Annotated in this window: 12 protein-coding genes and 1 pseudogene; 8 read left to right on the forward strand and 5 right to left on the reverse strand. The window is 70.8% G+C overall.

The window, feature by feature from the left end; translation table 11 throughout:
* Positions 1–12 precede the first annotated feature (12 nt).
* The 5 genes from HNR57_RS35505 to HNR57_RS35525 all read left to right on the forward strand — a co-directional run bounded on the left by HNR57_RS35505 (position 13) and on the right by HNR57_RS35525 (position 7,052).
* A complete protein-coding gene (locus HNR57_RS35505; RefSeq protein WP_184566833.1) occupies positions 13–618 on the forward strand; it encodes a histidine phosphatase family protein in 606 nt (201 codons plus the stop codon).
* A 29-nt stretch (positions 619–647) separates the two neighbouring features.
* Complete coding sequence (locus HNR57_RS35510) at positions 648–1,838, forward strand: acetyl-CoA C-acyltransferase (RefSeq protein ID WP_184566835.1); 1,191 nt, start codon at positions 648–650, stop codon at positions 1,836–1,838.
* Between the two features lie 19 nt (positions 1,839–1,857).
* Entirely contained in the window at positions 1,858–2,835 is a 978-nt protein-coding gene (locus HNR57_RS35515; protein WP_184566837.1) for a PDR/VanB family oxidoreductase, read from the forward strand.
* Positions 2,836–2,918: 83 nt separating this feature from the next.
* Complete coding sequence (icmF, locus tag HNR57_RS35520) at positions 2,919–6,146, forward strand: fused isobutyryl-CoA mutase/GTPase IcmF (RefSeq protein ID WP_184566839.1); 3,228 nt, start codon at positions 2,919–2,921, stop codon at positions 6,144–6,146.
* A gap of 45 nt (positions 6,147–6,191) precedes the next feature.
* Positions 6,192–7,052: a 3-hydroxybutyryl-CoA dehydrogenase gene (locus HNR57_RS35525; RefSeq protein ID WP_184566841.1), complete on the forward strand. Its 861-nt coding sequence runs from the start codon at positions 6,192–6,194 to the stop codon at positions 7,050–7,052.
* A gap of 13 nt (positions 7,053–7,065) precedes the next feature.
* Here the strand turns inward: HNR57_RS35525 and HNR57_RS40080 are convergent.
* Positions 7,066–7,266: pseudogene (locus HNR57_RS40080) on the reverse strand (DM13 domain-containing protein); the annotation flags it as partial.
* A gap of 182 nt (positions 7,267–7,448) precedes the next feature.
* Between HNR57_RS40080 and HNR57_RS35535 the strand changes: the two are divergent.
* Positions 7,449–7,802 carry a hypothetical protein gene (locus HNR57_RS35535; protein ID WP_184566843.1) on the forward strand — a complete coding sequence of 118 codons (354 nt, stop codon included), beginning with the start codon at positions 7,449–7,451 and terminating at the stop codon, positions 7,800–7,802.
* A gap of 437 nt (positions 7,803–8,239) precedes the next feature.
* On the opposite strand, the gene HNR57_RS35540 is transcribed toward HNR57_RS35535, so the two are convergent.
* The 4 genes from HNR57_RS35540 to HNR57_RS35555 all read right to left on the reverse strand — a co-directional run bounded on the left by HNR57_RS35540 (position 8,240) and on the right by HNR57_RS35555 (position 11,484).
* On the reverse strand, positions 8,240–8,773 hold the full coding sequence (locus HNR57_RS35540) for a 2'-5' RNA ligase family protein (RefSeq protein ID WP_184566845.1): 534 nt from the start codon (positions 8,771–8,773) through the stop codon (positions 8,240–8,242).
* A gap of 80 nt (positions 8,774–8,853) precedes the next feature.
* Positions 8,854–10,011, reverse strand: coding sequence for an acetyl-CoA C-acetyltransferase (locus HNR57_RS35545; RefSeq protein ID WP_184566847.1), 1,158 nt, complete (start codon positions 10,009–10,011; stop codon positions 8,854–8,856).
* Positions 10,012–10,053: 42 nt separating this feature from the next.
* Positions 10,054–10,680 carry a TetR/AcrR family transcriptional regulator gene (locus tag HNR57_RS35550; protein WP_376772329.1) on the reverse strand — a complete coding sequence of 209 codons (627 nt, stop codon included), beginning with the start codon at positions 10,678–10,680 and terminating at the stop codon, positions 10,054–10,056.
* A gap of 15 nt (positions 10,681–10,695) precedes the next feature.
* Complete coding sequence (locus tag HNR57_RS35555; protein ID WP_184566850.1) at positions 10,696–11,484, reverse strand: SDR family oxidoreductase; 789 nt, start codon at positions 11,482–11,484, stop codon at positions 10,696–10,698.
* 86 nt (positions 11,485–11,570) lie between these two features.
* Here HNR57_RS35555 and HNR57_RS35560 point away from each other — a divergent pair, with 86 nt between their 5' ends.
* On the forward strand, positions 11,571–12,434 hold the full coding sequence (locus tag HNR57_RS35560; protein ID WP_184566852.1) for an enoyl-CoA hydratase: 864 nt from the start codon (positions 11,571–11,573) through the stop codon (positions 12,432–12,434).
* The coding region (locus HNR57_RS35565) for an acyl-CoA dehydrogenase family protein (RefSeq protein WP_246555291.1) at positions 12,434–13,342 on the forward strand (909 nt) is incomplete at its 3' end. The genes HNR57_RS35560 and HNR57_RS35565, both read left to right, overlap by 1 nt.

Genomic DNA, 13,342 nt, shown 5'->3' on the forward strand with positions numbered 1-13,342 from the left:
CAAGGACCATCCATGACCGAACTTCTCCTCATCCGGCACGGCCTCCCCCTGGCGGGTGTGTTCGACCCGGGGCTGTCACCGGAGGGCACCGCTCAGGCCGAGCGCCTCGCCGCCTGGCTCGTGCACGAGGACGTCGACGCCCTGTACGTGAGCCCGTTCCGGCGGGCGCGCGAGACCGTGGCCCCTCTCGAACGGCGCACCGGCATGACCGCCACCGTCCTCGACGACCTGCGCGAGTGGGACACCGACGTGTCCCAGCCCTACACGCCACCGGAGCAGATCGGCACGGACGATCCCCGGGCGGCGGCACTCGCCGAGGGACGCTACGAGGACTTCGTGCCCGACCTGGACCGGGACGCCTTTCGCGCCCGTGCCGTGCGGGCCATGGGCACCATCCTCGACGCCCATCCCGGCGGGCGGGTCGCGGTCGTGTGCCACGGCGGCATCACCAACACCTATCTGGCGACGGTGCTCGGCCTGCCCGCGATGTTCTGGTTCCACCCCGACTACACGTCCGTCAGCCGGGTGCGGCGCATGCCCGGCGGCCGGATCGTTCCGCACACGGTGAACGAGACGGCCCACATGGTCGCCGAACGTGCCGTCGACGCGGTCGCCTGACCCGTCCCAGACCCCAGGAGGTCCCGGCCATGCCCGGATCCGTCATCGTCGCCGGCACCAGGACGCCCATCGGCAGGCTGACGGGTGCGCTGAGCACCGTGTCCGCGGTCGACCTCGGCGCCCACTCCATCGGCGCGGCACTGGCCGCCGTCCGTCTGGACCCGGCGGCCGTGGAAGCCGTCGTCATGGGTCATGTCGTGCAGGCCGGGGCCGGCCCCAACTCGGCACGGCAGGCCGCGATCGCCGCCGGCATTCCGTTCTCCGTCCCCGCGAGCACCGTCAACAAGCTCTGCCTGTCCGGCCTGCACGCCATCGCCCTGGCCGACCTCATGATCACCTCCGGCCGCCACGAGGTGGTCGTCGCCGGTGGCATGGAGTCCATGTCGGGCGCCCCGCACCTGTTGCGCGGGGCTCGCTCCGGCTGGAAGTACGGCTCGGCCGCGGCCGAGGACGCGCTCGACCGCGACGCCCTCATCTGCGCCTTCGACGGCGTCTCCATGGGCGCGGCCACCGAGCGCTACCAGCGGCCGTTCACCCTGAGCCGGGAGGAACAGGACGAGTACAGCGCGCTGTCCCATCAAAGGGCCGCCCGTGCCCAGGAGTCGGGTGCGCTGTCCGAGGAGATCACCCCCGTCACCGTCGCGGGACGCCGGGGCGAGACGGTGGTGGACACCGACGAGGGCGTACGGCCGGGAAGCACCGCCGAGAGCCTGGGGCTTCTGAAGCCGGCCTTCTCCGGCGCGGGCACCATCACCGCGGGCAACTCCTCACAGCTCTCCGACGGCGCCGCGGCCGTCGTCGTGATGAGTGCGGAGCGCGCCCGGCGCGAGGGCCTGACACCGCTCGCCGAGATCGGCGCCTACGGCACGGTCGCGGGCCCCGACCCCTCGTTGCTCGTCCAGCCGGCCGGCGCGGTCCGCGACGCCCTGTCCCGGGACGGCCGGCTGAAGACCGCCGACCTGGACCTGTTCGAGATCAACGAGGCGTTCGCCGGAGTGGCCCTGGCTTCCGTACGGGAGCTGGACATCCCTCTAGACAAGGTGAATGTCAACGGCGGAGCGATCGCGCTCGGGCACCCGGTCGGGATGACCGGAGCCCGGCTGGTGCTGACTCTCGCGGCGGAGCTGCGGCGGCGCGGAGGCGGCAGCGGAGCGGCGGCCCTGTGCGGGGGCGGCGGTCAGGGCGACGCGCTGTTGCTGCATGTGCCGACGCAGGCCTGAACCCCGGAGCCGAACCACCATGAACGACCGACTGACCCCGGCCGACGCGACCCTTGCCCTGGCGACCCGCACCCTCGCCGCCGACGGCGTCGTCTCCCTCACCCTGCGGCGCCCCGACGGCGGGATGCTCCCCGCCTGGACACCGGGCGCCCACATCGACGTACTCCTGGGCAGCGACGACGGCGAAGACGGCGGCCTGATCCGCCAGTACTCCCTGTGCGGAGACCCGGCCGAGCGTGAAACCTGGCAGATCGCCGTGCTGCGCGAGCCGCGGGGCCGCGGCGGCTCCGCGTACGTCCACGACCACCTGCGCGAAGGCGCCGCCGTGCGGGTCCGCGGACCGCGGAACAACTTCCCGCTGCGGCCCGCCGCACGCCATCTCTTCATCGCCGGCGGCGTCGGCATCACACCCATCCTTCCCATGGTCGAGGCCGCCGAGGCCGCGGGGGCCGACTGGCGTCTGCTGTACGGCGGCCGCACCCGTACCTCCATGGCGTTCCTGGACCGCCTCGCCCCGCACGGGGACCGGGTACTCGTCCGTCCGCAGGACGAGTACGGCCTGCTGGACCTCGCGGCCCACCTCGGCGTACCCGAGGAGGGCACGCTGGTGCACGCCTGCGGTCCCGAACCCCTGTTGCAGGCGGTGCAGGAGCAGTGCGCGGGCTGGCCCCCCGGCACGCTGGGCGTCGAACGGTTCGCCCCGGTACGGACTGCTGAGACCGGCCCGGTCGAGGCCTTCGAGCTGGAGCTCGCCCGATCCGGGCTCACCCTCACCGTGCCGCCGGACCGTTCGGTACTCGAAACCCTGGAGGAGGCCGGTGTCGCGGTCGACTTCTCCTGCCGGGAGGGCACGTGCGGCACCTGCGAGACCGACGTACTCGACGGCAGGCCCGACCACCGGGACTCGCTGCTGACCGAGGACGAGCGGGCCGCAGGCGACACCATGCTCATCTGCGTCTCCCGCTCGTGCGGGCCTCGCCTCGTCCTCGATCTGTGACGGCGATCACTCCCAGCAATTTACTAGGACGTCCTAGTATCTCTTCCGTCAGCAGTACCCCCGCCCTGTCCGGGAAGGCCCCCATGAGCGATCTGCACCGACCCGTGCATCCTGTCCGCCTGGTCACCGCTTCGGCTCTGTTCGACGGGCATGACGCGTCGATCAACATCATGCGGCGGATCTTCCAGTCCCAGGGCGCCGAGGTGATCCACCTCGGACACAACCGGTCCGTGCGCGAGGTCGTGGACGCCGCTCTGGAGGAGGACGCCCACGGTGTCGCCGTCTCGTCCTACCAGGGCGGGCACGTGGAGTACTTCGAGTACCTGGTCGAGTCACTGCGGGCGCGGGGAGCCGGCCACATCCGTGTGGTGGGCGGCGGAGGCGGCGTCATCGTGCCCGAGGAGATCACCCGGCTGCGCGACAGCGGTGTGACCATCTTCTCCCCCGAGGACGGGCAGCGGATGGGCCTGGCCGGCATGGTCAACTCGGTGGTGAGGGATTGCGACTTCGACCTCTGGGACGGCCAACCGGCCGACACGGCCGCCGTGCTGGCCGGGGACCGGTTCGCGATCGCCCGCGCCATCACCGGCGCTGAACTGGGCAAACTGCCCCCGGATCACATGGAGCAGCTGCGGGCCGCCGCCGCGGCCCGGGTCATGCCGGTGCTCGGCATCACCGGCACGGGCGGCTCGGGGAAGTCCTCGCTCACCGACGAACTGGTGCGCCGCTTCCGCGTCGACCAGCAGGACAAACTGCGGATCGCCGTGATCGCGGTCGACCCGACCCGCCGCCGCGGCGGCGGGGCACTGCTCGGTGACCGGATCCGCATGAACTCCCTCGACGGGAACCGGGTCTTCTTCCGCAGCCTGGCCACCCGTGGCAGTCGGGAGCTGCCCGAGCACCTGTCCGACGTGATCGACGTCGTCAAGGCCGCCGGGTTCGACCTGGTGATCGTGGAGACGCCGGGCATCGGCCAGGGCGACGCGGCGATCGTGCCGTTCGTCGACAGCTCGCTGTACGTGATGACGCCGGAGTTCGGTGCCGCCTCGCAGCTGGAGAAGATCGACATGCTCGACTTCGCCGACGTGGTGGCGATCAACAAGTTCGAGCGGCGCGGCGCGCAGGACGCGCTGCGGGACGTGGGCCGCCAACTGGTCCGCAACCGCGAGGCGTTCGGCATGCGGCCCGAGGACATGCCGGTGTACGGCACGTCGGCGGCGACGTTCAACGACGACGGTGTCACCGCGCTCTACCAGCACCTCAGGACGGGCCTGGCCGAGAAGGGGCTGCCGCTGTCCGAGGGCGCGCTGGCGCCCGCCGGGGTACGCCACTCCTCCGGCATCCGGCAGGTGGTCCCCGTAGGCCGGGTGCGCTACCTCGCCGAGATCACCGACACGGTCCGCACGTACCACGCCGAAACCGCGCGCCTGGCGGAAGCGGCCAGGCGGGTGCAGCAACTGGCGGCGGTCAGGGACGAGCTCGTGGAGGCCGGCTCCGACGCGGCGAACGTGCAGTCGCTCCTCGATGACGCCCGGAAGCACCTCCCGCACCAGGTCACGGAGCAGATCGGCAAATGGCCCGCCGTCGTCGCCGCCTACTCCGCAGACGAGCAGGTGGTGAAGGTCCGGGACAAGGAGATCCGCACCAAGCTGACCCGGGAGTCCCTGTCCGGCAACAAGGTCCCGCGCGTCGCCCTGCCCCGCTTCACCGACCACGGGGAGCTGGTGCGGTTCTGGCGTGGGGAGAACCTGCCCGGCCACTTCCCCTTCACAGCCGGGGTGTTCCCCTTCAAGCGCGACGGTGAGGACCCGGCACGCATGTTCGCCGGCGAGGGCGACCCGTTCCGCACGAACCGGCGCTTCAAACTTCTCTCCGAGGGCCAGCCGGCCACCCGCCTGTCCACCGCCTTCGACTCGGTCACGCTCTACGGCCGGGACCCGGACGAACGCCCCGACATCTACGGCAAGGTCGGCACGTCCGGGGTGTCGGTGGCCACGCTGGCGGACATGAAGGCCCTCTACGACGGCTTCGACCTGATCGCGCCCACGACCTCGGTCTCCATGACCATCAACGGGCCCGCTCCGGCCATCCTGGCGTTCTTCCTCAACACCGCCATCGACCAGCAGATCGAAGGGTTCCGAGCCACCGAGGGCCGTGACCCGTCGCCCGACGAGGCGGCCGAGCTGCGGACCAACGCGCTCGCTAGCGTGCGCGGCACCGTGCAGGCCGACATCCTCAAGGAGGACCAGGGACAGAACACCTGCCTGTTCTCCACCGAGTTCTCGCTGCGGATGATGGCCGACATCCAGGAATGGTTCATCGCCCACAAGGTCCGCAACTTCTACTCCGTGTCCATCTCCGGCTACCACATCGCCGAAGCCGGCGCGAACCCCATCAGCCAGCTCGCCTTCACTCTCGCCAACGGCTTCACCTACGTCGAGGCCTACCTCGCCCGGGGCATGCACATCGACGACTTCGCCCCGAACCTGTCGTTCTTCTTCTCCAACGGCATGGACCCCGAGTACTCCGTCCTGGGCCGGGTCGCCCGCCGTGTCTGGGCCGTCGCGATGAAGGAGAAGTACGGGGCCAACGAACGCAGCCAGAAGCTGAAGTACCACGTCCAGACCTCAGGACGCTCCCTGCACGCCCAGGAGATGGACTTCAACGACATCCGCACCACCCTCCAGGCCCTCACCGCCATCTACGACAACGCCAATTCGCTGCACACCAACGCCTACGACGAGGCCGTCACCACCCCGTCCGAGGAGTCGGTGCGGAGGGCGCTGGCGATCCAGCTCGTCATCAACCGCGAGTGGGGTCTGGCCATGAACGAGAACCCCCTCCAGGGATCGTTCATCATCGACGAACTCACCGACCTGGTGGAGGAGGCCGTACTCCAGGAGTTCGAGCGGATCAGTGAGCGCGGTGGGGTGCTGGGCGCGATGGAGACCGGCTACCAGCGAGGCCGCATCCAGGACGAGTCGATGCTGTACGAGCAGCGCAAACACGACGGCACCCTGCCCATCATCGGCGTCAACACCTTCCTCCGTCCCGGCGGCGACAGCCGGCCCCAGGAGCTGGAACTCGCCCGGGCCACCGAGGATGAGAAGCAGTCCCAGCTGGATCGCCTGCGGGACTTCCACACCCGCCACCGCGACCAGGCCGAAGACGCCCTGGCGGCTCTCAAGGATGCGGCGACGAGCGGCCGCAACGTGTTCGCCGTCCTCATGGACGCCACCCGGGTCTGCTCGCTTCAGCAGATCACCGAGGCCTTCTTCGAGGTGGGCGGCCAGTACCGCCGCAACGTCTGACCCGGCCCCGGAAACCCCACAGCGACTCACCAGATAGGACTTCAGATGGATCCCGTCACCCGTCTCGGCGTTGTCGGCTGTGGCCTCATGGGCTCCGGCATCGCCGAAGTCGCGGCCCGCAGCGGTATCGACGTCCGCGTCGCCGAGGCCACACCCGACGCGCTGGAGGCAGGCCGCCGCCGGCTCACCGCCTCCCTCGACCGAGGCGTACGGCGCGGCAAGCTCGGCGAGGAGCAGCGGGACCATGCCCTCGCCAGGGTCTCCTTCACCCACGATCTCAGCGACATGGCCGACCGCCAGTTCGTCGTCGAGGCCGTCGCCGAGAACCGCGACATCAAAGCCGATGTCCTGCGCACCCTGGACAAGGCGGTCGAGGACCCCAGGGCAGTCCTGGCCACCAACACCTCCTCGATCCCCATCGTCGACCTCGCCGTCGTCACCGAGCGGCCCGCGCAGGTCATCGGCATGCACTTCTTCAATCCCGTGCCCGTGCAGCAGCTGGTCGAGCTCATTCCCGCCCTCGTCACCAGCGCGGACACCGTGCAGCGCACCCGCGCGCTCACCGAGCAGTTGGGCAAACGGTCCATCCAGGCGCCCGACCGCTCCGGCTTCGTCGTCAACGCCCTCCTCGTGCCGTACCTGCTCAGCGCCGTACGGATGGTGGAGTCGGGCTCCGCGCAGCCGGCGGACATCGACCGTGGCATGGAACTCGGCTGCGCCCACCCCATGGGGCCGTTGCGCCTGCTCGACCTCATCGGCCTCGACACCGCCCAATCGGTGGCCGAGTCGATGTACGAGGAGTTCAAGGAGCCGCTGTACGCACCGCCCGCCCTCCTGCGCCGCATGGTCGCCGCGGGCCACCTCGGCCGCAAGAGCGGACGGGGCTTCCACACCTACGACGCCTGAACAGATCTGACGCGTAGTTCTGACTTCCCTTGTCGCCCTTGAGCTCGCCCAGGCCGACGTACTTGCCGTCGTCGAAGACGTGCCAACGGGACTTCCCCTCCTTCACCGGTGCGTCGGTCAGCCACATGCGCGGGTCCGGTCCGTTGCCGGTGTCGAGGTTCTCCAGCCGGACGACGTGGGAGCCGTCGGCCAGCTGTACGAGTTTGGCCTTGCCTCGCCCAGACGACGGCAAACGACATCGCTTTCCGATGCCCGGAATGTACCGCACAGAGTAACCTTTTGCGTACGTGACGGAATAGGCCGCGACATTATGGTTTTCCAAGTTCCGGGTGTAACGCGGCGGCGAATACCGGGCGCTGTAGAGGAAGGAAACAAACCCGTCAGAGCGGATTCTCCATGAACAACACCGGCCCGGCCTCCGGGTACCAGAGCTACGACCAGCCCCCAGCGCCCGACCACTCCGCCCGCAATGAGGCCGCCGCACGCAGAACGGCCCTCACCCTCTGCACGATCGCCGACGTCGCCGCCGGTCTGCTGGGCTTGTGGATCGTGCTCTACCTGCTCGACGCCAACCAGGCGAACCCCTTCGTCGAGTTCGTGCACGGGGCCGCGGACTGGTTGTCCGGCTGGGCGCAGGATATTTTCACCATGGACACAGAGGGGCTACGTGTCGTCCTCAATTACGGACTTCCAGCCATCATTTATCTGCTGATCGGTCACGGTATCGCCGCACGGATCAACCGCTCCTGATGGGTGACTTAGGCGTGGTGCTTCTTTGATGCTCGCGAACAGCCGCGCAGAGAAGCAGCTCAGCCGGGCCCGGAGTCGTCGTCCCCGACCGCCGACTCCGGGCCCGGGACGGAGACCCCCGGCGCGGGCGAAGGCGGCCGGGACATCGACGGCGGACTGGTCGTCGTGCGTGACCACGGCGCAACTCGGGGACAGGACTCCGCGGTCGTGCCCGGCGAGCGCGAACCGGGCATGTCCGAGGGAGCGCATCACCTCGACCACAGCACGGGCGACGGCCCGCTTGGAGTGTCCCTGGTGGTCTGCGGTAGGCGCCGGGCAAATCCTCACTCGCCCACGAGACCGCCGGGCAACACCGATATAGGCCTTCCTTTTGCCCTGCCGGTGCCCTGGACACAACTACCTGATCCGCCGACAGTGTCGCTCCGACGCCAGGGGTCTCAGGGGCGGGGCTCCAGCACCTCCAAGGCGCCGGTCTCGGTGTCGTAGCTGCGCAGGACCGTGACGCGGGTGGACCGCGGCGGCGCCGGCAGCAGCTCAGGAATCCGCCGGTCCGCGAAAACACCGGCCCGGCGTGACCGGCCGAGGGTGATGTGCGGAGCCCAGCGCCCAGGCCGGTGGAAGGGGTTGAGACTCTCGGGCGGGCTGTCCGAGGCCACCGCCTCCCACACCCGGCGGTGCAGCCCGGCCAGCGCGGAATCGAGGTCCAGCGCCCAGGCCAGCACCGAGGTGGGTCGCTCGAAGCGGACCACTCCGGTGCACCGCACCGGCAGCGGCAGGGCAGCGGCCACCTCGGCGAGCTCCCAGCGGATGGGGGCGGTCAACTCCGGGCAGGCGGCCAGAGTGATGTGCGGGCTGTTGGTCGGTGAGCGGTGGCGCGCCTGACTGGGCAGCCCCGCGTCCGCGAGCCGCCGCCAGGCCTCTCGGACCGCTCGCTCCGCCGCCTCGTCCAACAACAGCTCGACCGTGCGCACCGCCGCAGCCTACCCGCGACCTGCGCCTTCCCTCTCGCACGGCACTGTCCGGTCTCTGCGCTGCCGCGCCGCTGTCCGCGTCAGAGGCGTTCGACGATGGTCACGTTGGCCTGGCCGCCGCCCTCGCACATCGTCTGCAGGCCGTAGCGGCCGCCGGTGCGTTCCAGCTCGTGCACGAGTGTGGTCATCAGCCGGGTTCCGGTGGCTCCGAGCGGGTGGCCGAGGGCGATGGCCCCGCCGTTGACGTTGACCTTCCCGGGGTCGGCGCCGGTCTCCTTCAGCCAGGCCAGCACCACCGAGGCGAAGGCCTCGTTGATCTCGACCAGGTCGATCTGGCCGAGCGTCATCCCGGACTTCTTGAGGGCGTGGGCGGTGGCCGGGATCGGGGCGGTCAGCATGCGGATGGGGTCCTCGCCGCGTACGGAGAGGTGGTGGACGCGGGCCCTGGGGGTCAGACCGTGCTCCCGTACGGCCCGCTCCGACGCGATCAGCAGGGCCGAGGCGCCGTCGGAGATCTGTGAGGAGAGGGCGGCGGTCAGCCTGCCGCCCTCCACCAGCGGCTGCAGTCCGGCCATCTTCTCCTTGCCGGTGTCGCGGCGCGGGCCCTCGTCGTGGACCACGTCGCCGTACGCGACCGTCTCCCGGTCGAAGCGGCCCTCGTCGATGGCCCGGATGGCCCGCTGGTGGGAGCGCAGCGCGAACTCCTCCATGGCCTCCCGGGTGATGTCCCACTTGCGGGCGATCTCCTCGGCGCCGAGGAACTGGTTGACCGGCCGGTCGCCGTAGCGGGCCCGCCAGCCCTGCGAGCCGGCGAAGGGGCCCTCGGTCAGGCCCAGCGGTTCGGCGGCCTGGCGGGTGGCGAAGGCGATGGGGATCTGCGACATGTTCTGCACGCCGCCGGCGACGACCAGGTCCTGGGTGCCGGACAGGACGCCCTGGGCGGCGAAGTGCAGGGCCTGCTGCGAGGAGCCGCACTGGCGGTCGACGGTCACACCGGGCACCTCCTCCGGCAGTCCGGCGGCCAGCCAGCAGGTGCGCGCTATGTCCCCGGCCTGCGGGCCGACGGTGTCGAGGCAGCCGAACACCACGTCCTCGACGGCGGCCGGGTCGACGCCGGAGCGCTCCATCAGCGCGGTCAGCACGTGTGCGCCGAGGTCGGCCGGGTGGACGGCGGACAGGCCGCCGCCCCGTCGGCCGACCGGGGTGCGCACCGCTTCGACGATGTAGGCCTCGGCCATGGCGTCTCCTTCTCCGGGTCTGCGATGTGCGGGACTGTCTGCCTATGAGTCGTGCAGTGCGATGCCCTCCAGCACCATCGACAGGTACTGCCGGGCGATCTCCTCGGGGCTGTGGCGGCCGCCCGGCCGGTACCAGGACGCGGCGACCCAGACCGTGTCGCGCACGAAGCGGTAGGTGAGCCGTACGTCCAGGTCGGCGCGGAAGACCTTGGCGGCCACTCCGCGCTCCAGCGTGCCCAGCCACGCCTTCTCGAACTTCTGCTGCGACTCGACGAGGTAGGCGAAGTGCGGCCGGGTCCCGAGGTGCTTGGACTCCTTCTGGTAGATGGCGACCGCGGCGAGGTGCCGGTCGATCTCCCGGAAGGACTCGGTCACGAGGGCTTCGAGTGTTTCCCTGGGTCCGAGCCCGGCGCCGAGCACGGCGTCGTACCGGGCCCAGAGCTCGTCCAGGAAGCCGGAGAGGATCTCGTCCAGCATCGACTCCTTGGAGTCGAAGTGGTAGTAGAGGCTGCCCGCCAGCATCCCGGCCGCGTCCGCGATCTTCCGGACGGTCGTGGCGTTGTAGCCCTGCGCGGCGAACACCTCGGCCGCGATGGCCAGGAGTTCCTCGCGCCGCTCGGGAGGGTTCACCGTGGTCTTCTTGTGGTCGCTGTTGCTGCTTTTCGGCACGGCACCATTCTCGCCTCACGGGTGCTGGCTGCTGACCGACAGCACCTCGCCGGTCAGGTACGACGAGTAGCCGCTGGCCAGGAACACGATCACGTTGGCCACCTCCCACGGTTCGGCGCAGCGCCCGAAGGCTTCCCGGCCGGTCAGTTCCTCCAGCAGCTCGGGGGTGGTGACCTTGGCGAGGTGCGGGTGCATGGCCAGGCTCGGGGAGACGGCGTTCACCCGCACTCCGTAGGCGGCGGCCTCCACCGCGGCGCAGCGGGTGAGGGCCATGACACCGGCCTTGGCGGCGGCGTAGTGCGCCTGTCCCTGCTGGGCGCGCCAGCCGATCACCGAGGCGTTGTTGACGACGACGCCGCCGGCGCCCGCGGCCTTCATGCGGCGCAGTGCGGCGCGGGTGCAGCGGAAGGTGCCGTTGAGCGTGACGTCGATGACCTTGTTCCACTGCTCGTCGGTCATGTCGACGACATCGGCGGTGCCGCCGAGGCCCGCGTTGTTGACCACGATGTCCAAGCGTCCGTGGTGCTCCTCGGCGCATTCGAACAGCGCGGTGACCTGGTCGTCGTCCGTGACGTCGCAGGGCAGTGCGGTGACGCGGTCCGTGCCGAACTCGGCGGCCAGCTCCGCCCCGGACTCCTTCAGGCGCCGGGCGTGGGCGTCCGAGACCAGGACCCGAGCACCCTCCTCCAGCAGCCGCCGGGCGGTGGCGCCGCCGATCCCGGCACCGGCGGCGGCGGTGACCACGGCGCTGCGGCCGGTGAGCAGGTGGTGGCCGGGGAGGTACGGCGGTGGGGCCGAGGTCATGGGCGCACCTCCGTGGTGCTCATGGGCGGCTCTCGACGGCTGACGCCCCGTACGTTAACCTACCAAACACTTGTTAGGGAAGGAGGATGCGGATGTCCACCGCCCGCACCGCGCCCCCGGAGCCCGTCCGTTACGAGCGCCGTGGCGCCGTCGCCCTGGTGACGATGGACCGGCCCGAGTACCGCAACGCCCAGAACTCCGCGATGACCTACGCCCTGGACCGGGCCTTCTACCGCGCGGCGGACGACGACGAGGTGAAGGTGGTGGTTCTCGCCGGAGCGGGGAAGCACTTCTCGGCCGGCCATGACATCGGCACCCCTGAGCGGGACGCGCACCTGCCCTTCGACCGCAGGGCCGGTCTGTGGTGGGACCACGCGCAGAAGTCGGGGGCCGAGAGCCGCTTCGCCCGCGAGTCCGAGGTGTACCTGGGCATGTGCCGGCGCTGGCGCGAACTGCCCAAGCCGGTCATCGCCTCGGTACAGGGCGCGTGCGTGGCCGGCGGACTGATGCTCGCCTGGGTCTGCGATCTGATCGTCGCCTCCGAGGACGCCTTCTTCGCCGACCCGGTGGTGCGCATGGGCATCCCGGGCGTGGAGTACTTCGCGCACCCGTGGGTGATGCCGCCGCGGATCGCCAAGGAGTTCCTGTACACCGGCGACCGGATGAGCGCGCGGCGCGCCTACGAGGTCGGCATGGTCAACCGGGTCGTGCCTCGCGAGGAACTCACCTCGCAAACCCTTGAGTTGGCGGAGCGGATCGCGGCGATGCCCCGAATGGGCCTGGCGCTGACGAAGCGGGCCGTCAACCAGGCGGAGGACCTCCAGGGCCTGCACTCGGGGCTGGACTCGGTCTTCGGACTGCACCATCTCGCCCACGCCCACAACGCCGAGACCGGCGACGACCCGCTCGGCGGGATGGACGTGCGCGCGATGAAGGAGGCCCGCCGCTGATGGACCTCGACTTCACCGCCGCGGAGGACGCCTTCCGCGCCGAGGCCCGGGACTGGCTCGCCACCCGTGTGCCGTCCGTCCCGCTCCCGTCGCTGGAGACCGCCGAGGGGTTCGCCGCCCACCGGGAGTGGGAGGGTGTCCTGTTCGCCGGCCGCTGGTCGGTGGTCTCCTGGCCCGTGGAGTTCGGCGGCCGGGGATCGTCCCTCCTGGAGTGGCTGATCTTCGAGGAGGAGTACTACCGGGCCGGCGCGCCCGGCCGGGTCTCCCAGAACGGCATCAACCTCCTCGCGCCGACGCTCTTCGAGCACGGGACCGACGAGCAGCGTGCGCGCGTCCTGCCGTCGATGGCGAGCGGTGAGGTGATCTGGGCGCAGGCCTGGTCCGAGCCGGAGGCGGGGTCCGACCTGGCCTCGCTGCGATCCACCGCCGTGCGGGCGGAGGGCGGCTGGCGCGTCAGCGGCCAGAAGACGTGGTCGTCCCGGGCGGCCTTCGCCGACCGCGCGTTCGGGCTCTTCCGCAGCGACCCGGAGGCGGACCGGCCGCACCGGGGCCTGACGTACCTGATGTTCCCGCTGGACGCGGACGGGGTGACCGTGCGGCCCATCGGGCGGCTGGACGGCAAGCCCGCCTTCGCCGAGTTGTTCCTCGACGACGTCTTCGTACCGGACGAAGACGTCATCGGCGAGCCCGGACAGGGCTGGCGGGTCGCCATGAGCACCAGCGGCAACGAGCGCGGACTGACCTTGCGCAGCCCCGGGCGCTTCACCGCCGCGGCCGACCGGCTGACCGACCTGTGGCGGGGGGCCCCCCGCGGCCCCCCGGGCAACCCCCCCGTGGGGGGATGGACACGCAGCGCGCGAAAAGCCCCCCCCAGTGTCGCCCCCCGGCCCCCCGCCCCCCACCAGGGC

It is taken from the genome of Streptomyces paradoxus, assembly GCF_014202475.1.
GTDB classification, from domain to species: domain Bacteria; phylum Actinomycetota; class Actinomycetes; order Streptomycetales; family Streptomycetaceae; genus Streptomyces; species Streptomyces paradoxus.